Source organism: Pseudomonas sp. Marseille-Q0931, assembly GCF_940789645.1.
Lineage (GTDB): Bacteria > Pseudomonadota > Gammaproteobacteria > Pseudomonadales > Pseudomonadaceae > Aquipseudomonas.
In genome coordinates this window covers 60,587-79,068 of sequence record NZ_CALNWT010000018.1, presented here as the reverse complement: position 1 = coordinate 79,068, position 18,482 = coordinate 60,587, and the positions used below count along the sequence as shown (strand labels likewise).

Here is an 18,482-nt window from a genome sequence, read left to right as displayed (position 1 = left end):
AAATTTCTTGTTATGGAATGGCGATCAGCCTACTGCATTGCTCGGTTTATGCAATGCGACCTGCGTTCAGCTCAACTGCCAATAGAAGGCGTGTTCGGCGCGCAGCGCCTCGGCCAGATTGGCGGCCTGACGGAAACCATGGCGTTCTTCGGCGAACAGGTGATACTCGACCGGTAAACCGCGCTGACGCAGCGCCTCGACCATGGCCTCGGTCTGGCTCGGCACCACCACCGCATCCAGCGCGCCCTGGAAGAAAATCATCGGAACGTCGATCCTGTTGGCCTGCAACAGCGGCGTGCGGCTGCGATAACGCTCGGCATCGCGCTCCGGATCGCCGATCAGCCAGTCGAGATAATCCGCCTCGAACTTGTGCGTCAGCCGGCGCAGCGCCAGCGGGTCGCTGACGCCGTAGAGACTGGCGCCGCCACGCAGTTGCGGCAGCTCGGCCAGTGCACGCAGCGCGCTAAAGCCGCCAGCACTACCACCGCGCACGAACACACGTTGCGCATCGATACGGCCATCACCGGCCAGTGCGTTGATGGCGGCGCGAATGTCCTCGACTTCCAGCTCCCCCCACCCGCCCGCCAGACGCAGGCGATAGGCACGACCATAACCGCTGCTGCCACGGTAGTTGAGGTCGAGCACGGCGAAGCCGCGCAGCGTCCAGAAGGCGATACGCGGGTCGAACACCGGGTAGCTGGCCGAGGTCGGCCCACCGTGCAGGAAAATCACCAGCGGCGGGCGTTCCCCGGTTGATGCAGGCGAGTAGAAAAAGCCGTGACTGCGTTCGCCCTCACCTACCCCACAGCTGAATGGTTGGGGGCGTGATAGCTGCTCTTCAGCCAATGGCTGCTCGCCACCGGCCAGTAACCGCACTGCGCCATCGCTCCGGCGAATGGCAAGCACAGCGGGCAGGCGATCCGGGGCGCCAGCGATGCAGTAGAAGTGCTCGGCATCGGCGGCCAGGGAGCGAAAACGGGTGAAATCTTCGGCCAACCGCCGCTCTGCGTAGCGCGCATCAGATACAAAGGACTCGGTGCGTGCGGTCTGGCCGGCCCCGTCACACGAGAGCAAAACGCCTGTGCCTTGCTCGAAACGGGTCAGCACAAACTCGCCGTTCTCCAGCGGCAGATAGGTTCGGCCGCCCAACTGCCAGGGCGCCGGTGCGTGATCGAAGGGCGCAACCTGCCACTTCGTGTCGGCATCGATGCATACGGGCTGCCACCAGCCGGCCTGATCGCTCAGCACCCATAGCCGCCCCTGTGCATCGAAACGCGGTTGCTGCAGGGACCGATCCTCCGCCTCGCCCATCAACACGCAGGTACGCTCACCGGACTCGCGGCGACACAGGCGGGTAGCGACCCAGGGTTGATGAGGACGATCCCATTCGACCCAGGCAAGGCGCTGACCGCTCGTGTCGGCCACAGGCGTCGCGTAGAAATCGGCGCCCTCAACCAACACCTCATGCTTGCCATTAAGGCCGATACGCACCAGGCGATGCACCACTGCGCTGCCGTCTTGGCTTTCCTCCACCGCCAGCAATGCCTGCCAGGCGGGGACGAAGGACAAATCGCCGTAGCGGCAATTGACGCGGTCCGTGAGCGCCTGCGGCTCAATATTCGTAGAAGCGGCTGGGCGGCATTCCGCTTCAGCCGCGATTTCCCTTGAATCAGCAAGATTCGCGGCTGAAGCCGCTCCTACGGCCCCAGCCAGCGGCAGGTAGTAGATCTGCTGATCACGCTCATTGACGAAAGCTGCGCCCTGCTCCGTGGCGCAGCAGGCGCCGCCGCCGTACTCGTAGACCCGGCTGCGCACGGAAAACCCTGGCGGGGTCAGCTCGCGCACCACGCCGTCGCGACAGAAGAACAGCCCGCACCGCGCCAGCCCGGGATCGAATGCCACCCACAGCACGCCGCCATGGGCAGCGTGCAGCTCGGCAAAATCGGCACTGGCGGCCGCAGCCTGTTCAGCGCTCCAGATCGAGTCGGGATCGGTCACGCCTTGCATATGATCCGCGAGGCCTTGTCGTTGCGGTACTGCAGCTCGCCCAGCCCCAACGGCGCCTCGTCGGCCTGGCGGCGCGCGGCGAGAATCACCTCATGGTGCGCCGACTTGCTGCACACCGGGTCGGCGTTGCTGGCATCGCCGGTGAGCATAAAGGCCTGGCAGCGACAGCCGCCGAAATCCTTGTGCTTCTCGTCACACGAACGACACGGCTCGGGCATCCAGTCGTCGCCGCGGAAGCGGTTGAAGCCGAAGGAATGCCGCCAGATATGCTCGACGCTGTGCTCGCGCACGTTCGGGAACTGCACCGGCAGCTGCCGCGCGCTGTGACAGGGCAGCGCGGTGCCATCCGGGGTGATGTCGAGAAACAGGTTGCCCCAGCCGTTCATGCAGGCCTTGGGGCGCTCCTCGTAGTAATCCGGGGTGACGAAGATCAGCTTGCACGGGTTATTTTCGGCCACCAGTTTGTCGCGCCACTGATTGGTGATGCGCTCGGCGCGCTCCAGCTGCGCACGGGTTGGCAGCAATCCCGCGCGGTTGAGCTCGGCCCAACCGTAGAACTGGCAGGTGGCGAGTTCGACGAAGTCAGCCTCCAGCTCCAGGCACAGCTCGATGATGCGCTCGATATTGTCGATGTTGTGCCGGTGGGTGACGAAGTTGAGCACCATCGGGTAGCCGTGGGCCTTGACCGCGCGGGCCATCGCCAGTTTCTGCGCGAAGGCCTTCTTCGAGCCGGCCAGCAGGTTGTTCACCTCCTCGTCGGCGGCCTGAAAGCTGATCTGGATATGGTCCAGCCCGGCATCGGCGAACTCGGCGATGCGTGCTTCGGTCAGGCCGATGCCGGAGGTGATCAGGTTGGTGTAATAGCCCAGGCCGCGCGCCGCTGCGATCAGCTCGGCCAGATCCTGACGCACCAGCGGCTCGCCACCGGAGAAGCCCAGCTGCGCCGCGCCGAGCTCACGGGCCTGGCGAAACACCTCGATCCACTCGGCGGTGCTGAGTTCATCGCCCTGCTTGGCGAAATCCAGCGGATTGGAGCAGTACGGGCACTGCAGCGGGCAACGATAAGTCAGCTCGGCCAGGAGCCAAAGCGGCGGCCCTGGTTCATGACCTGCTTTAGCGAAGCTCGATCCAGAACTGTGCATGGGCCACCTCGATAAAGGCCAGGATGTCTTCGTCGATGCCGGGCACATCGGGGAAGCGCTGGTGCAGGTTGTCGATGATCTCGGCCACCGAACGCTTGCCATCGACCTGCTGGAGAATCTCACCGGCACTGTCGTTGAGCTTGATCATGCCCTCCGGATAGAGCAGCACATGACAGCCCTGCGCCGGTTCGAACTGCAGGCGAAAGCCCCGGCGAATCATCGGCACGTGATCCGAAGTCAGGGTGGTCATGCCGGGCGCTCCATTCAATCCGCTCACAGGTCGATTCCCCTATGCCAGACACGCTCGGCCGTCACCGTGTGATACGGCGGGCGCTCCAGCTCGTAGGCCATGCTCATGGCGTCGAGCATGCTCCACAGCACATCCAGTTTGAATTGCAGGATGTTCAGCATGCGTTCCTGCGCCTCACGGGTGCGGTAGTGCTCCAGGGTGATGCGCAGGCCATGCTCGACATCGCGCCGCGCCTGGCTCAGGCGATTGCGGAAGTAGTCGTAACCGGCAGCATCGATCCAGGGATAGTGCTGCGGCCAGGCGTCCAGGCGCGACTGATGGATGGTCGGCGCGAACAGCTCGGTCAGCGAGCTGCTGGCCGCCTCCTGCCAACTGGCGCGGCGAGCGAAGTTGACGTAAGCATCAACAGCAAAGCGCACGCCGGGCAGCACCAGCTCCTGCGACAGCACCTGATCGCGGTCGAGGCCGACGGACTCGGCCAGGCGCAGCCAGGCCTCGATACCGCCCTCCTCTCCGGGTGCACCGTCGTGATCGAGGATGCGCTGGATCCACTCGCGCCGCGTTTCGCGATCCGGACAGTTGGCGAGGATCGCCGCATCCTTGAGCGGAATATTGACCTGATAGTAGAAGCGGTTGGCCACCCAGCCCTGAATCTGCTCACGGGTGGCGCGCCCTTCGTACATGGCGCGGTGGAACGGATGATGGATGTGGTACAGCGCGCCCTTGGCGCGCAGCGCCTGCTCGAACTCGGCAGGTGTCATGGCAGCTTGGCTCATCAGAACTCCCCGGTGCGCACAGCCTACAAAACGATGCTCATGCCATCGAACGCGACCTCGATGCCGTGGGCGTCCAGTTCGGCGCGTTCGGGCGAATCCAGGTCGAGAATCGGGTTGGTGTTGTTGATATGGATAAGAATCTTGCGTGCGGTCGGCAGGCCGTCGAGCAACTCGATCATCCCGCCGGGACCGCTCTGGCACAGATGTCCCATCTCGCTGCCGAGCTTGTCGCCCACCTCACACACGCGCATCTCGTCGTCGCGCCACAGCGTGCCGTCCACCAGCAGGCAGTCGGCGCGGCGCATCCAGCCCAGCAGTTGCTCGTCCACCTGGCCCAGGCCGGGAGCGTAGAACAGGCTGCGGCCGCTACGCGTATCCTCGATGAACAGGCCGATATTGTCCCCCGGGTGCGGATTGCCCCGATGCGGCGAATAAGGCGGCGCGCTACTGCGCAGGGCGATGGCGGTGATGCTCAGCGCCGGGCAGGCGGGAATGGCGAAGGGCTTGGCGTCCAGCTCGATCAGCCGGTGCTGCAGGCCGCCGTTCCAGTGGCTGAGCATATTGAACAGCGGAAATCCGGTGGTCAGGTCCTGATGGACCATCTCGGTACACCAGACCTGATGCGGGCAGCCTTCACGCAGGGTCAACAGGCCTGTGCAATGGTCGATCTGGCTGTCGAGCAGAACGATGCTGGCAATCGCCGTGTCGCGCAGTTTGCGCGCAGGCTGCAGCGCGGGAAAGGCTTCGATCTGCGCACGAATGTCCGGCGAGGCGTTGCACAGGATCCACTGCTCGCCGTCATCGGAGATGGCGATGGATGATTGCGTACGCGGCTGCGCCCGCAGGGTACCGGCCCGCACGCCATGGCAATTGCGGCAGTTGCAGTTCCACTGGGGAAAGCCGCCGCCGGCGGCGGAGCCGAGAATCTGGATATGCATGGAGGTCACCAGCGGGGGATGCCCCGGACGAACCGGGGCCAGGAGCGATCAGCGGTTGGCGAAGTACATGGTCACTTCGAAGCCAATGCGCAGGTCGGTGTAGGCGGGTTTAGTCCACATGGTGCGGTCCTCTTGTTATGGCGCCGGGGCATTCCGGCACCCTCATTAAGCCCCCGCCAGGCAAGAGGCCAAATGGTACTTTGGGATGAATCGGCACTGGCATTGGTAGGTGACGCTATCAGTAGGCACGACTCGCACCCGAAGGTTCCTGTCATCGCCGCGCTTGAAACATGCGTCAATAAAAACGCAAGGCTGAATACAGGTGGGCGGAAATCAGCGCATTTGTTCTCGATCTCGGTGGGCGCGGTGCCAGTCTCAATCGCCGATAAATCCGCTCCTACCGGCCAGGCGCGCGCCTTTTCTGTAGGAGCGGATTTATCCGCGATCACGCTCAAGCAAAGGCAGAGTCAAACCCCATCGCCAATAAAAAACGCGGCCGAAGCCGCGTCGCGATAAGGATCTGCTGCCGTTCAGGCCCATGGCTGCCTGCAGATCCACCCGGGTAGGGTTCTTCGCCTGGCAAGAGGTGGCGCGCCGGAGCGAGCGCGCCACCGTTGGGATGCATCAGAACTCAGAAGAAACCGAGCGGATTGATGTCATAGCTCACCAGCAGGTTCTTGGTCTGCTGGTAGTGGTCGAGCATCATCTTGTGGGTTTCACGGCCGACACCGGACTTCTTGTAACCACCGAAGGCGGCATGCGCCGGGTACAGGTGGTAGCAGTTGGTCCATACGCGACCGGCCTTGATTGCGCGGCCCATGCGGTAGGCGACGTTCATGTCGCGGCTCCACACGCCGGCGCCGAGGCCGAACTCGGTATCGTTGGCGATGGCCAGGGCCTCGGCCTCGTCCTTGAAGGTGGTCACACCGATCACCGGGCCGAAGATTTCCTCCTGGAACACGCGCATCTTGTTGGTGCCCTTGAGCAGGGTCGGCTGGATGTAGTAACCGCTGGCCAGATCCCCGTCCAGGCGCTCGGCCGCGCCGCCGGTGAGCACCTGCGCGCCTTCCTGCTGGGCGATCTCCAGGTAGCTGAGGATCTTGTCGAACTGCTGCTGCGAGGCCTGGGCGCCGACCATGGTCTCGGTGTCCAGCGGGTTGCCGCGCTTGATCTGCTTGATCTTCTTCATCACTTCGACCATGAAGGCGTCGTAGATCGACTCCTGTACCAGCGCACGTGACGGGCAGGTACACACTTCGCCTTGGTTGAAGAAGCCCAGTACCAGGCCTTCGGCGGCCTTCTCGATGAAGGCCGGCTCGGCGTTCATGATGTCGGCGAAGAAGATGTTCGGCGATTTGCCGCCCAGTTCGACGGTAGACGGAATAATGTTCTCGGCCGCGCATTTCATGATGTGCGAACCGACCGGGGTGGAGCCGGTGAAGGCGATCTTGGCGATGCGCTTGCTGGTGGCCAGCGCTTCACCTGCCTCGCGACCGAAGCCCTGAACGATGTTGAGTACGCCTGGCGGCAGCAGGTCGCCGATGATTTCCACCAGCAGGGTGATCGACAGCGGGGTCTGCTCGGCAGGCTTGAGCACGATGGCGTTGCCGGCGGCCAGGGCCGGAGCGAGTTTCCAGGCGGCCATCAGCAGCGGGAAGTTCCACGGGATGATCTGCCCGACCACGCCCAGCGGTTCGTGGAAGTGATAGGCCACGGTGCCGTCGTTGATCTCGGCGGTGCTGCCTTCCTGGGCACGAATGCAACCGGCGAAGTAGCGGAAGTGGTCGGCAGCCAGCGGCACATCGGCATTCAGCGTTTCACGCACGGCCTTGCCGTTGTCCCAGGTTTCGGCCACGGCCAGCAGCTCGAGGTTGGCTTCGATACGGTCGGCGATCTTCAGCAGGATGTGCGAACGCTCCTGCACGCTGGTGCGGCCCCAGGCATCGGCGGCGGCATGTGCGGCGTCCAGCGCCTTGTCGACATCGGCGGCGTTGGAGCGAGGAAATTCACCGATCACCGAGCCATCGACCGGGCTGGTGTTGCTGAAGTACTGGCCGCTGAGCGGGGCGACAAACTCACCGCCGATGTAGTTGCCGTAGCGTGGTTTGAGGGTGACGACGGCGCCTGCGGTACCCGGTTTCGCGTAAATCATGATGCTGACCTCTCTTGTTGTCGGAGCCCGCTGCCAATCGGGGAAGCGAGTCATGGTTCGATCTTAGGAAGCCTCTGAAAACCTCGGTATGCGCCCATGGCACAGATCGCCTAGTCATTTGGTAGTAGAGCGGCAAGCGGTCTGGGCCGGGCCTTTGGCAGCGAGGTACGGGCCATGAAAGCTAAAGGCTAGACCCGTTCGCCTGGTCTTGCGTTCCAGACCACGAAAAACTCGTCCGTGGCATTTCGAAGCAGCCAGTAGCCCGCTGACAGCCCCAGAAACGACGATGGCCGGACAGTGTCCGGCCATCGTCTGGCGCTTCGACCAATCAGTGCTTGGCCACCAGTTCCTTCGGCAGCTTGAAGGTCCACAGCATACCGCCCTGATTCAGGTGCTTGACGCGCTTGGCCACCTCGCCGCCCCACAGCGGCACCGCACCACCCCAGCCGGACAGCACCGAGACGTACTGTTCGCCGTCCATCTCCCAGGTCACGGGCGAGCCGATCACGCCCGAGCCGGTCTGGAATTCCCAGACCTTCTCGCCGGTCTTGGCATTGAACGCCTGCAGGTAGCCTTCCGGGTTGCCGGTGAACACCAGGTTGCCCTTGGTGGTCAGCACTCCGCCCCAGAGCGGCGCGTAGTTCTTGTGGCGCCAGACTTCCTTGCCGGTCTTCGGATCGATGGCGCGCAATACGCCGATGTAGTCCTCGTTCAGCGGCTTGATGGTGAAACCGGCGCCCAGGTAGGCCGCGCCTTTCTTGTAGGCGATGTCCTCGTTCCATATGTCCATGCCCCACTCGTTGGACGGCACATAGAACAGGCCGGTGTCCTGGCTGTAGGCCATGGGCATCCAGTTCTTCGCGCCGAGGAAGGCCGGCGCGGCGAACACGCTCTTGCCCTTCTCTGCCGCACTCGGCGAACCTGGGCGGTTGCTGTCATCAAAGATCGGCCGGCCATTCTTGTCCAGGCCCTTGGCCCAGGTGATCTTGTCGACGAAGGGGAAGCCGCGGATGAACTTGCCGTTGGTACGGTCGAGCACGTAGAAGAAGCCGTTACGGTCGGCAGTGGCCGCCGCCTTGATGGTCTTGCCGTCTTCCTGGTAGTCGAAGGAGACCAGCTCGTTGACGCCGTCGAAGTCCCAACCGTCGTGCGGCGTGGTCTGGAAGTGCCACTTGATGCTGCCGTCATCCGGGTTCAGGGCCAGGCGCGAGGAGGAATAGAGGTTGTCGCCAGGACGCAGGTGCGAGTTCCACGGCGCCGGGTTGCCGGTGCCGAAGAACAGCAGATTGGTGTCGGCGTCGTAGTAGCCGCCTAGCCAGGGCGCGGCGCCGCCGGTCTTCCACAGGTCGCCCGGCCAGGTCTTGCCGGCCTCGCCGCCGCTGATACCATTCTCGACGGCCTTGCCGTCCTTGTAGACGTAGCCCATGTGGCCTTCGACGGTCGGACGGCTCCACAGCAGCTCGCCGTTCTTCGGATCGTAGGCTTCGATCTTGCCGACCACGCCGAACTCGCCACCGGAAACGCCGGTGATCAGTTTGCCATTGACCACCAGCGGCGCGGCGGTGATGGAGTAACCCGCCTTGTGATCGGCGACGTTCTTGCGCCATACCACCTTGCCGGTATCCTTGTTCAGCGCCACCAGCTTGGCGTCGAGGGTGCCGAAGATCACCAGGTCGTCGTACAGGGCGACACCCCGGTTGATCACGTCGCAGCAGGGGCGGATATCGTCCGGCAGGCGCGCTTCGTACTGCCAAAGCTCACGCCCGGTGCGCGCATCGACGGCGAATACCCGCGAATAGGAGGCAGTGACGTACATCACGCCGTCCTTGATCAGCGGCTGCGCCTGCTGACCGCGCTGCTTCTCCCCGCCGAAGGACATGGTCCAGACCGGGCGCAGCTCCTTGACGTTCTGCTCGTTGAGGATGTTCAGCGGGCTGTAGCGCTGGCCCTGCAAGCCGAGGCCGTTGGTGACGATCTCGTCGGTGGTGGTGGCGTCCTTGAGAATCTCGGCGTCGGTGACCGCCAGCGCGGCGGCGGACGGCAACAGCATGGCGGCACAGAGTGCGGTGAGGAGGAAAGGCTGGCGAAGACCGGCGTGTTTCATTGCGGCTACCTCTGCGGGTTCATTGTTATTGCCGGGAATTTTTCCCGGTCTGCCGCAAATTCTTGGCTCGCACAGGCCACCCAACAATTGCACACCCAGCCGATTTTCCTCGTTCCTTGGTAGCAATACCTGCCCCACAGCCTGCGATCATTACGATTGCGGCGGCCACGCCTTTGCCGGACACTTGGCCGCCCGCACATTCTGACCGGAGACACCCGTGCCCCAACCTCGCCAGGAAATTCTCAACCATCCCGATGCACTGGACTGCACTGTCTATCGTCCCGACGAGCAGGACCGGGATGCCGAAGAGCAGGATCTGGGCGACGGCAAGGTACTGATCACCGGCGCCTTCGAGCCGCCGCAGGACTGGGATGCGCACCAGCGTGAGGATTACTACGGCGAAGAAGACCCAACCCACTTCGTCACCGCCCATATCGAATGCCTGGCCAAGCCGGCAACTCGGGATTTCTTCATGCCCGAGAGCGGTGACTACGTGGCCGTGCAGTCCAGCCTGGGCGAAGTGGTGATGTATTACGTCTATGACCACGAAGAGACCGAGCACGGCCGTCATTACGTGCTGATTCGTGACGACGAAGAGCTCTAGGTCCAGACGTATTGTGGGAGGCGCTTCAGCGGCGACGCCCTTATACGTAAGTCGCGGCTAAAGCCCCTCCCACAAGAGCAGCCTGTAGCCCGGATTAAATCCGGGGATAGCGCGCATATTTCTCCCGGATTTCATCCGGGCTACGAAGCCGGCATAAGAGTGGGAGGCGCTTCAGCGACGATATCTTCCTGCACAGGTACCGGCTGAGCCCCTCCCACAGCGCAATTCCCTCCCACAGCACCGCACGCCGCTAATCCTGACGATCCACCCGCGCCATGGCGTTGCGCTCGTAGCGCGGGTACAGGTGGCTGACGCTGCGGATCAGCTCATAGCGCGACAGATTCACCTGGGCGAAGCGCTCGGGAATGGGCGCGCGGATCAGCTCGTTCATATCCGCGCCCTGCTCCGCTCCCTGACGCAGCAAGCCATCGAGCCAGCCCAGGTAATAACGCATCTGCACGAACGGCGCCGCATCGCTGGTCACCGGGCCATGGCCGGGCACGATCTGCTTCCACGGCAAGGCCTCAAGTCGATCCAGATCGGCCTGCCACACATCCAGCCCGGGGCTGTTCGGCGTGGTCAGCGCGCGCTGGTAGAACAGGATATCGCCGGCGAACAAGACGCCCGTACGCTCGTCGAGAATAGCCAGGTCGGCGCCGGTGTGGCCGCGCAGCGCCAGCAGTTGCAGGCGCCGGCCGCCGATTTCCAGCGTGCCTTCCTGCAGCTGTTCGGTGGGCAATACCACCTCGGTGCCGCGCATCCAGTCGCCGACCAGGCGGTACATGTTCTCTGCCATGGCGTCGCCCTGTTCGGCCAGCAATCGGGTGGTCTCGGGTAACGCAGCGATGGGGAGGCCGGCGAAGGCCTGGTTGCCCAGCACATGATCGGGGTGATGGTGAGTCAGCAGTACGCGCACCACCTGTTTGCCGGTGGCCTTCTCGATGCTCTGGCGCAGCGCCTCGCCGTAGCTCCGCGACGGCCCGGTGTCGATCACCACCACACCGGCCGCGGTTTCGATGAAGCCGAGGTTGACGATATTGCCGCCATTTTCCGCCGCGAAATTGTCGGTGCTGCCTTCCAGCAGCCAGACGCCGTCAGAGATCTGCCGGGGTTGCAGCTGGTAATCGAGTGCTTGGGCAAACCCGGTCCCGAGAGCCAGCAGAAACAATATCCAGCGCATACCTTTCTCCTCGAAAATGTGCCTGAGCCGCGAGCTTCGCCCCGGGGCGGGGCTCCTACAGAATGGGCGAGCATTTGTTGCTTCTTGTTGTAGGAGCCGCGCCCCGCGGCGAATGGAACCGTCGTCAGAACGCGGCCTGGAATTCGTTGCCGTTGTTGTCGCGCAGCCAGACTTCGGCCTGCTGATCGCCACGCAGGTCGAAGGTCAGCGTCGGGTTCTCGCTGACCGCCGGGAACAACTCGATGCGCCCCAACACCTGGCCATCGGCATCGCGCAGCTCGGCCTGCTCGATGTAGAACTCGGGGATGCTACCGACCAGGCCGTTGTCCATCGGGTGCGATACCTGCAGGCGCAGGCGGCTGTCCTCACCGCGTACGAAGCGCTTGCCCAGCACCTGGCCCAGGCGCTCCTCCCAGCCAGCCTCGGCGCGCACCACGCTGGGCGCAGTACAGCCGCCACCCGCTGCTTCGACGCGGGCCGAGCCGATATGCCAGACGCCATCGTCGGTGAGCACCGCCGCGCGAATCGGCGTGGCCTGCTCGACACGGATGCGAATGGCCAGACTCGGCTCCAGATGCTCGCCGGGAGCGAAGTCGAGAATACGCGGGATCGGGTTGAGCTCGGCCCAGGCCAGAATGCGCTTGACCTTGCCGCGGTAGGCGCTGGCGTCGATCTGGATCGGCACCTGGCGCGCATCCTCGGCGAATGGCGGCACCTCGAGGCGAACCTTGTCGTCGAAGAAGAAGGCCTCACCGTTGAGCAGGCGCTGGTGATAGTAGTCCCACATCACCGAGGTGACCGGATCGGGCGCAGCGGCCCGCGCTTCCCAGGCCCAGGCAAACAGGGCCAGCAACATCAGGCTACGCCAATCCATCGCCCACCTCCGGCTCGACTCTTATTGGTATTGTTCTGGCTTCTCGTAGCGCAGCCCGTAGCGCGCGTACAGGCGCTCGAGTGAGCCGTCGAGGATCATGTTTTCCAGCTGTTCTTCCAGGGCATAGGCCAGTTGCCGGTTGGTTTCGTGCACCGCCATGCCGATTTCCCAGATCTGCCGGCCCATGTCCGGGTAGGCGTTCTCGGCCAGCGCCAGTTGCGGGTCATCGGCCTCGTGCACCAGCCAGTCCACCTCGCCACGCAGCGCCATCACCGCATCCACTTCACCACCCTGCATGGCCGCAAAGGCCAGCTTCGGCGTCGGGTAATGACGGGTTTCCTGGCTGAGCATGCCGCCCTGTACCGAACTCAGGTAGAACGAGGGCACGCTCTCGACTTCCACCCCCACCGGGTGCTGGCGCAGCGCAACGATGCTCGGCACTTCGGGCAGACGCCGACGATCGAAAGCCAGTTGCCAGCGCTCACGCTGATAGGGGCCGAACATCACCACGCGTTCGTTGACCAGCTCCCCCAGCTCATTGCGCATCTGCGCGTAGTCGCGGTCGTAGGGCACACGCAACATCACATCGGCCAGTTGACCTTGCGCGGTCACCCGGCCACGCCAGATGTAGTCGCGCAGGTCGTCGTCGAGCTTCTCGCCTGGCGGCGCCCACATCACTTCCAGCTTCAGCCCGAGTCCCTCTGCCAACGCCTTGGCCAGCTCGTAGTCGACGCCACGCGGCTGACCGTCCTGCTCGTAGCTGTAGGGCGGGAAGTTCTGGTACAGCGCCACACGCAGGGTGCCCGACTCGGTGATGCGGTCGAAGTCGCGCACCTGTGCCTGGGCAATGCCCAGGCCTAGCAGCAGGCCACACAGGAGGACCAGCCGGCGCATGACGCGAGCGCTTATGAAGAAATCGTCGCGAGCGATGGCAGGTCGCGCTGAGCCTGCGCGCAGCAAGCGGAATGTATTGGCATACATGAGCATTGCGAGCACCGCCGAAACGCGAGATGCCGAGCGCAGCAGATTTATCATCAAGCGCTTACTCCTCGACGTGCACGCTCTCCAGATAGGTACGCACCGCCCACAGGGCTTCCTGGCTCAGGTAGTCGGCCATCTTCGGCATGTACACACGCCCGTCGCGCACCGCACCGTTGATCACCCGCTCCTTGAACCATTCGTCACCGCTGGCACCCAGCTCCAGTAGGCGCAGGTCCGGAGCGATACCGCCGGACTTGGCTTCCAGGCCATGGCAGGCGGCGCAGTTCTGGTTGTAGGCCGAGGAGCCGATCTCGATGGCGCGCGGGTTGTCACGATAGGGGTTCTCTTCCAGCCATTCCTCACCCAGCGGCTCCAGGCCGTCGGTGTTCACTGCCTGCGGTACCACATCGCCGTGCGCCCAGAGGTTGGTCGACGCGGCGAGCAGCAGCAACGCCAGGGTGGATTGGATCTTCTTGTTCATGGCTAGGACCTCATCTAATGCACGCAAGACAGCCCGTTCAGAGCTTGTGCCGACCATCTTAGAAAGGCCGCGCAACGCGCCGAATGCTGCTTTGGTGGTCGCGTTCTAGTCCCTTGGTAGTAGGGCTTGGGTCGGGGTGTTGGCGATGCCTTGGCAGCAAGTCCAAGTCATGCCCCGACCGGGAAATCCTCCCGGTGAAGGCGGGAGTTTTTCCGTAGGCGCAAAGGTGGCCGGGTACCACCATCGACTTGCCACTGCGGCGATCACTTTCTTCAACGGGAAGCACAACCATGACAACAAGAAACCTACCCAGCACCCCGCGCCCGCTGGCGCTCGCCCTGATGCTGGCCGGCGGCCTGGCGCTGAGCCAGAGCGCGTTCGCCAAGCCGGTCACCTGGGAAGACATTGCCAACGACCACGCCACCACCAGCAACGTGCTGCAGTACGGCATGGGCACCAACGCCCAGCGCTGGAGCCCGCTGGCCCAGGTGAACGCCGACAACGTGTTCAAGCTGACCCCGGCCTGGAGCTATTCCTTCGGTGACGAGAAGCAGCGCGGCCAGGAATCCCAGGCCATCATCCACGACGGCGTGGTCTACGTGACCGGCTCCTACTCGCGCGTCTTCGCCCTAGACGCCAAGACCGGCAAGCGCCTGTGGACCTACAGCCACCGCCTGCCCGACGACATCCGCCCGTGCTGCGACGTGGTCAACCGCGGCGCCGCCATCTATGGCGACAAGATCTACTTCGGCACCCTCGACGCCCGCGTCGTGGCGCTGAACAAGGACACCGGCAAGGTGGTCTGGAACAAGAAATTCGGCGATCACTCCGCTGGCTACACCATGACCGGCGCGCCGACCATCGTGAAGGACGGCAAGAGCAGCAAGGTGCTGCTGATCCATGGCAGCTCCGGTGACGAGTTCGGCGTGGTCGGCCGCCTGTTCGCCCGCGACCCGGACACCGGCGAAGAAGTCTGGATGCGCCCCTTCGTCGAAGGCCACATGGGCCGCCTGAACGGCAAGGACAGCAACCCGACCGGCGACATCAAGGCGCCGAGCTGGCCGGACGATCCCAACCACCCGACCGGCAAGAAGGAAGCCTGGAGCCAGGGCGGCGGTGCCCCGTGGCAGAGCGCCAGTTTCGATGCCGAAACCAACACCATCATCATCGGCGCCGGCAACCCGGCCCCATGGAACGGCTGGGCACGCACCGCAGACGGCGGCAATCCCAAGGATTACGACAGCCTGTACACCTCCGGCCAGGTTGGCGTCGACCCGACCACCGGCGAAGTGAAGTGGTTCTACCAGCACACCCCGAACGATGCCTGGGACTTCTCCGGCAACAACGAGCTGGTGCTGTTCGACTACAAGGACAAGGACGGCAAGGTCACCAAGGCCACCGCCCATGCCGACCGCAATGGCTTCTTCTACGTGGTCGACCGCGCCAACGGCAAGCTGAAGAACGCCTTCCCCTTCGTCGACAAGATCACCTGGGCCAGCCACATCGATCTGGAAACCGGTCGCCCGGTCGAGAACGAAGGCCAGCGCCCGCCGAAGCCCAAGGCCGGCGAAACCAAGGGGCAAGTGGTCGAAGTCTCCCCGCCCTTCCTCGGTGGCAAGAACTGGAACCCGATGGCCTACAGTCAGGACACCGGCCTGTTCTACGTACCAGCCAACCACTGGAAGGAGGACTACTGGGCCGAAGAGGCGCACTACAAGAAGGGATCCGCCTACCTGGGCATGGGTTTCCGCATCAAGCGCCTGTTCGACGACCACGTCGGCATCCTGCGCGCCATGAACCCCACCACCGGCAAGGTCGCCTGGGAACACAAGGAGCGTCTGCCGCTATGGGCCGGCGTACTGGCCACCAAGGGCAACCTGGTGTTCACCGGCACCGGCGACGGCTACTTCAAGGCCTTCGACGCCAAGAACGGCAAGGAGCTGTGGAAGTTCCAGGTCGGTACCGGAATCATCTCCCCGCCCATCACCTGGGAACAGGACGGTGAGCAGTACATCGGCGTGACTGCTGGCTACGGCGGCGCCGTACCGCTGTGGGGTGGCGACATGGCCGAGTTGACCAAGCCGGTCGCCCAAGGTGGTTCCTTCTGGGTGTTCAAGCTGCCGAGCTGGGACAAGGCCAGCGCCCAACGCTAAGGGCCCAGCGCATGGCGCACCTAGGGTGCGCCATGCGCCTTTGCCTGTGGGAGGGGCTTTAGCCGCGACTGCCTCACCCATCATCCCATCCGAGGACTCGCCATGAACTACCTGCCCCTGCTTATCCCGGTCCTGCTGCTGGTAATCGGCAGCCACGCCATCGGCGCCGAAACCCAGAACGACGGCGTGCCGCAGATCAACGGCTGCCGCATCGAACCCGACAGCAAATGCCCCAACGCCAACCTGCGTGGCGCTGACCTGCGCAATCTCGACATGCGCCGCATGGACCTGTCCGGTGCCGACCTGTCTGGCGCCGACCTGCGCCACGTCAACCTCGACCTGGCCAACCTGGAGAAAGCCAAGCTGCGCGGCGCCAACCTCACCCGCGCCAGCCTGCAGCAGAGCAACCTGCGCCTGGCTGACCTGTCCGGCGCCAGCCTGGTGGCCATCGGCGGCTGGGCAATGTTCGCCCAGGCTGCACAATTCGAAGGCGCCGACATGCGCGCCGCCAACCTGGAATTCGCCCGCCTCTCTGGCGCCAAGCTGCACAACGTCCAGCTGCAGGCCGCTAACTTGGAAATGACCTGGCTGAGCAAGGCCGACCTCAAGGGTGCACATCTGGAAAATGCCAACCTGCAGGAGGTGAAGCTCGGCGGCTCCAACCTGGAGAATGCCAACCTCACCGGCGCGCGCACCCGCTTCGGCAACTTCCAGGACGCCAACATGCCCGGCTGCGTGCAATGCCCCAAGGGCTGGGACTGAGCTTCACCACCGCAGCAACACCTCGTCTCTGTAGGAGCGGCTTCAGCCGCGATGCTCACTATCGGCTCGCGGATAAATCCGCTCCTATAGATCATCCAGGCGCCGGGCTAGACGCATTACTGTCTGGGCCGCTGTCAAAAACAACTGAACCATGCCGGCACAAGGCAATCCCTTTTTAGGAACAGTCGGATCGAGGCCACTGCGAGTGAGCCGCCATCAGTCATCGACCCAAGAGGGATCTGCCGTGACCACCACCACTGCAACTCCGTACGCTTACGCCAACATTCTCAGCCCCTTACACGCCACCCTGCTGTGCGGCCAGGTGCCGCTTTTTCTCGGCGCCCTGATTGCCGACATCGCCTACTACCGCAGCTATCAGATCCAATGGAGCAATTTCGCCTCCTGGCTGATCGCCGGCGCCCTGGTCTTTACCGGCCTGGCGATGCTGTTCGCCCTGGTCGGGCTGTTCCGCAGGCGTAACCCGCGCCCCCTCACCTACTTCCTGCTGCTACTGGTCACCTGGGTGCTGGGTTTCATCAACGCACTTGAACACGCCAAGGATGCCTGGGCACTCATGCCCCAGGGCCTGGCCCTGTCGGTGATCGTCACCCTGCTGGCCATTGCCGCCACCTGGGTCGGCATGGCCCAGCCACGCACAGGAGATGCCCGATGAAAACTGCCATCGCACTGACTGCCCTGCCCCTCGCCCTACTGCTGGCCGCCTGCGGCGAGGAGCCCGGCAGCAACCAGCAGTTCTACGGCGCCCAGCCGGACCTGCCCGAACCCGAACGCGGCCTCCTGCCGAGCATGACCATCGCCGAGCCGACGCCCTGGGGCGATCAACGACCGACTGTGCCCGAAGGCTACAGCGTCAGCGCCATCGCCACTGACCTGAAGATCCCCCGGCAAACCCTGGTGCTACCCAACGGCGACATCCTCGTTGCCGAAGGCCGTGGCGGCAACGCAGCCAAGCTCAAGCCCAAGGACGTGATCGCCGGCGTGATCAAGGCCCGCGGCAACACCTCAGTGGAAAGCGGCAACCGCCTGACCCTGCTGCGCGACGCCGATGGTGATGGCAGCTACGAGCTGCAGACGGTGTTTGCCGAAGACCTCAACGCGCCCTACGGCCTGGCGCTGCACGAAGGCAACCTGTACGTGGCCAACCAGGACGAGCTGGTGCGCTTCGACTACGAAGAAGGCCAGACCAAGGCCAGCGGCCCGCCGAGCAAGGTCGCCGACCTGCCATCGGAGATCAACCACCACTGGACCAAGGCGCTGACCATCAGTGAGGACGGCCGCTACCTGTACGTAGGCATCGGCTCCAATAGCAACATCACCGAGCGCGGCATGGAGGCCGAAGTTGACCGCGCCCTGGTCTGGCAGGTGGATGCCGAAACCGGCGCCTACAAACCCTACGCCACCGGCCTGCGCAACCCCACCGCGCTGGCCATCCAACCTGGCACCGGCACCTTGTGGGCGGTGGTCAACGAGCGTGACGAACTGGGCGAGGACCTGGTGCCCGACTACCTCACCTCGGTGCAGGAAGGCGGCTTCTACGGCTGGCCCTACAGCTACTTCGGTCAGCACGTCGACCCACGGGTGAAACCACAGGATGAGGACAAGGTCGCCAGCGCCATCGTCCCGGACTACGCCCTCGGCGCCCACGTCGCGGCGTTGGGTCTGGACTTCTCCAGCGAGGTGATGGGCGAGCAGTATGCAGACGGCGTATTCGTCGGCGAGCACGGTAGCTGGAACCGCAAGAACCCGGTGGGCTACAAGGTGATCTTCGTGCCCTTCGAAAACGGCCGCCCTTCAGGCGACCCCATCGACTTCGTCACCGGCTTTCGCACCGAAGACGGCAAGACCCGAGGCCGCCCGGTGGGCGTGACGGTTGATCCGAGCGGCGCACTGATCGTGGCGGATGATCTGGCCAATACGATTTGGCGGGTGGTGCGCGAAGGTAGCGAGTGAGGCTAAGCAAGCGATCGCACCTATCACCTATGGCTCCCACGCTCCGCGTGGGAGCCATAGGCGAATTCAGGTGCGTCCCCGCCAGTGGAGGCGGAGCGTCAAGAGCT

Annotated in this window: 18 protein-coding genes; 6 read left to right on the top strand and 12 right to left on the bottom strand. The window is 64.0% G+C overall.

Annotated elements, in window-relative coordinates; all coding sequences use genetic code 11:
* Nucleotides 1-66: 66 nt before the first annotated feature.
* From P3C50_RS22525 to pqqA, 6 genes are read right to left on the bottom strand one after another with little or no spacing between them, the layout of a single operon-like run.
* Nucleotides 67-2,007: an alpha/beta hydrolase family protein gene (locus P3C50_RS22525; RefSeq protein WP_275547670.1), complete on the bottom strand. Its 1,941-nt coding sequence runs from the start codon at nt 2,005-2,007 to the stop codon at nt 67-69.
* On the bottom strand, nt 1,995-3,149 hold the full coding sequence (pqqE, locus tag P3C50_RS22520; RefSeq protein WP_275547669.1) for a pyrroloquinoline quinone biosynthesis protein PqqE: 1,155 nt from the start codon (nt 3,147-3,149) through the stop codon (nt 1,995-1,997). The genes P3C50_RS22525 and pqqE overlap by 13 nt, the downstream gene beginning before the upstream one ends.
* On the bottom strand, nt 3,121-3,399 hold the full coding sequence (gene pqqD, locus P3C50_RS22515; RefSeq protein ID WP_197858946.1) for a pyrroloquinoline quinone biosynthesis peptide chaperone PqqD: 279 nt from the start codon (nt 3,397-3,399) through the stop codon (nt 3,121-3,123). Before pqqD ends, pqqE begins: the two co-directional genes overlap by 29 nt.
* 23 nt (nt 3,400-3,422) lie before the next feature.
* Nucleotides 3,423-4,175, bottom strand: coding sequence for a pyrroloquinoline-quinone synthase PqqC (pqqC, locus tag P3C50_RS22510; protein WP_275547668.1), 753 nt, complete (start codon nt 4,173-4,175; stop codon nt 3,423-3,425).
* Nucleotides 4,176-4,198: 23 nt separating this feature from the next.
* A complete protein-coding gene (gene pqqB, locus P3C50_RS22505) occupies nt 4,199-5,113 on the bottom strand; it encodes a pyrroloquinoline quinone biosynthesis protein PqqB (protein ID WP_275547667.1) in 915 nt (304 codons plus the stop codon).
* Nucleotides 5,114-5,161: 48 nt separating this feature from the next.
* Nucleotides 5,162-5,233, bottom strand: coding sequence for a pyrroloquinoline quinone precursor peptide PqqA (gene pqqA, locus P3C50_RS22500; RefSeq protein ID WP_003243383.1), 72 nt, complete (start codon nt 5,231-5,233; stop codon nt 5,162-5,164).
* A gap of 72 nt (nt 5,234-5,305) precedes the next feature.
* On the opposite strand from pqqA, the gene P3C50_RS22495 reads away from it, so the two are divergent.
* Complete coding sequence (locus P3C50_RS22495; RefSeq protein WP_275547666.1) at nt 5,306-5,629, top strand: hypothetical protein; 324 nt, start codon at nt 5,306-5,308, stop codon at nt 5,627-5,629.
* A gap of 115 nt (nt 5,630-5,744) precedes the next feature.
* Here the strand turns inward: P3C50_RS22495 and P3C50_RS22490 are convergent, their stop codons facing one another.
* Complete coding sequence (locus P3C50_RS22490) at nt 5,745-7,265, bottom strand: aldehyde dehydrogenase family protein (protein ID WP_275547665.1); 1,521 nt, start codon at nt 7,263-7,265, stop codon at nt 5,745-5,747.
* A gap of 328 nt (nt 7,266-7,593) precedes the next feature.
* Entirely contained in the window at nt 7,594-9,369 is a 1,776-nt protein-coding gene (locus tag P3C50_RS22485; protein ID WP_275547664.1) for a methanol/ethanol family PQQ-dependent dehydrogenase, read from the bottom strand.
* 217 nt (nt 9,370-9,586) lie between these two features.
* Here P3C50_RS22485 and P3C50_RS22480 point away from each other — a divergent pair, with 217 nt between their 5' ends.
* Nucleotides 9,587-9,973 (top strand): hypothetical protein, encoded by a 387-nt coding sequence (locus tag P3C50_RS22480; protein WP_275547663.1) that lies wholly within the window; start codon nt 9,587-9,589, stop codon nt 9,971-9,973.
* A gap of 250 nt (nt 9,974-10,223) precedes the next feature.
* Here P3C50_RS22480 and P3C50_RS22475 read toward each other — a convergent pair whose 3' ends face one another.
* The 4 genes from P3C50_RS22475 to pedF form a co-directional block, all read right to left on the bottom strand.
* Nucleotides 10,224-11,153: a quinoprotein relay system zinc metallohydrolase 1 gene (locus P3C50_RS22475; protein WP_275547662.1), complete on the bottom strand. Its 930-nt coding sequence runs from the start codon at nt 11,151-11,153 to the stop codon at nt 10,224-10,226.
* A gap of 124 nt (nt 11,154-11,277) precedes the next feature.
* Nucleotides 11,278-12,027 carry a quinoprotein dehydrogenase-associated SoxYZ-like carrier gene (locus tag P3C50_RS22470; RefSeq protein WP_275547661.1) on the bottom strand — a complete coding sequence of 250 codons (750 nt, stop codon included), beginning with the start codon at nt 12,025-12,027 and terminating at the stop codon, nt 11,278-11,280.
* 21 nt (nt 12,028-12,048) lie between these two features.
* Complete coding sequence (locus tag P3C50_RS22465) at nt 12,049-12,921, bottom strand: substrate-binding periplasmic protein (RefSeq protein ID WP_275547660.1); 873 nt, start codon at nt 12,919-12,921, stop codon at nt 12,049-12,051.
* A gap of 148 nt (nt 12,922-13,069) precedes the next feature.
* Entirely contained in the window at nt 13,070-13,489 is a 420-nt protein-coding gene (gene pedF, locus P3C50_RS22460; protein WP_017363267.1) for a cytochrome c-550 PedF, read from the bottom strand.
* A 341-nt stretch (nt 13,490-13,830) separates the two neighbouring features.
* Between pedF and exaA the strand changes: the two genes are divergently transcribed.
* From exaA to P3C50_RS22440, 4 genes are all read left to right on the top strand, one after another.
* A complete protein-coding gene (gene exaA / locus P3C50_RS22455) occupies nt 13,831-15,642 on the top strand; it encodes a quinoprotein ethanol dehydrogenase (RefSeq protein WP_275547683.1) in 1,812 nt (603 codons plus the stop codon).
* A 102-nt stretch (nt 15,643-15,744) separates the two neighbouring features.
* Complete coding sequence (locus tag P3C50_RS22450; protein ID WP_275547659.1) at nt 15,745-16,404, top strand: pentapeptide repeat-containing protein; 660 nt, start codon at nt 15,745-15,747, stop codon at nt 16,402-16,404.
* A gap of 244 nt (nt 16,405-16,648) precedes the next feature.
* The gene (locus P3C50_RS22445) at nt 16,649-17,077 is read left to right on the top strand and encodes a DUF2231 domain-containing protein (RefSeq protein WP_275547658.1); all 429 of its coding nucleotides are present in this window, start codon (nt 16,649-16,651) and stop codon (nt 17,075-17,077) included.
* The gene (locus tag P3C50_RS22440) at nt 17,074-18,375 is read left to right on the top strand and encodes a PQQ-dependent sugar dehydrogenase (RefSeq protein WP_275547657.1); all 1,302 of its coding nucleotides are present in this window, start codon (nt 17,074-17,076) and stop codon (nt 18,373-18,375) included. Before P3C50_RS22445 ends, P3C50_RS22440 begins: the two co-directional genes overlap by 4 nt.
* Nucleotides 18,376-18,482: the final 107 nt, after the last annotated feature.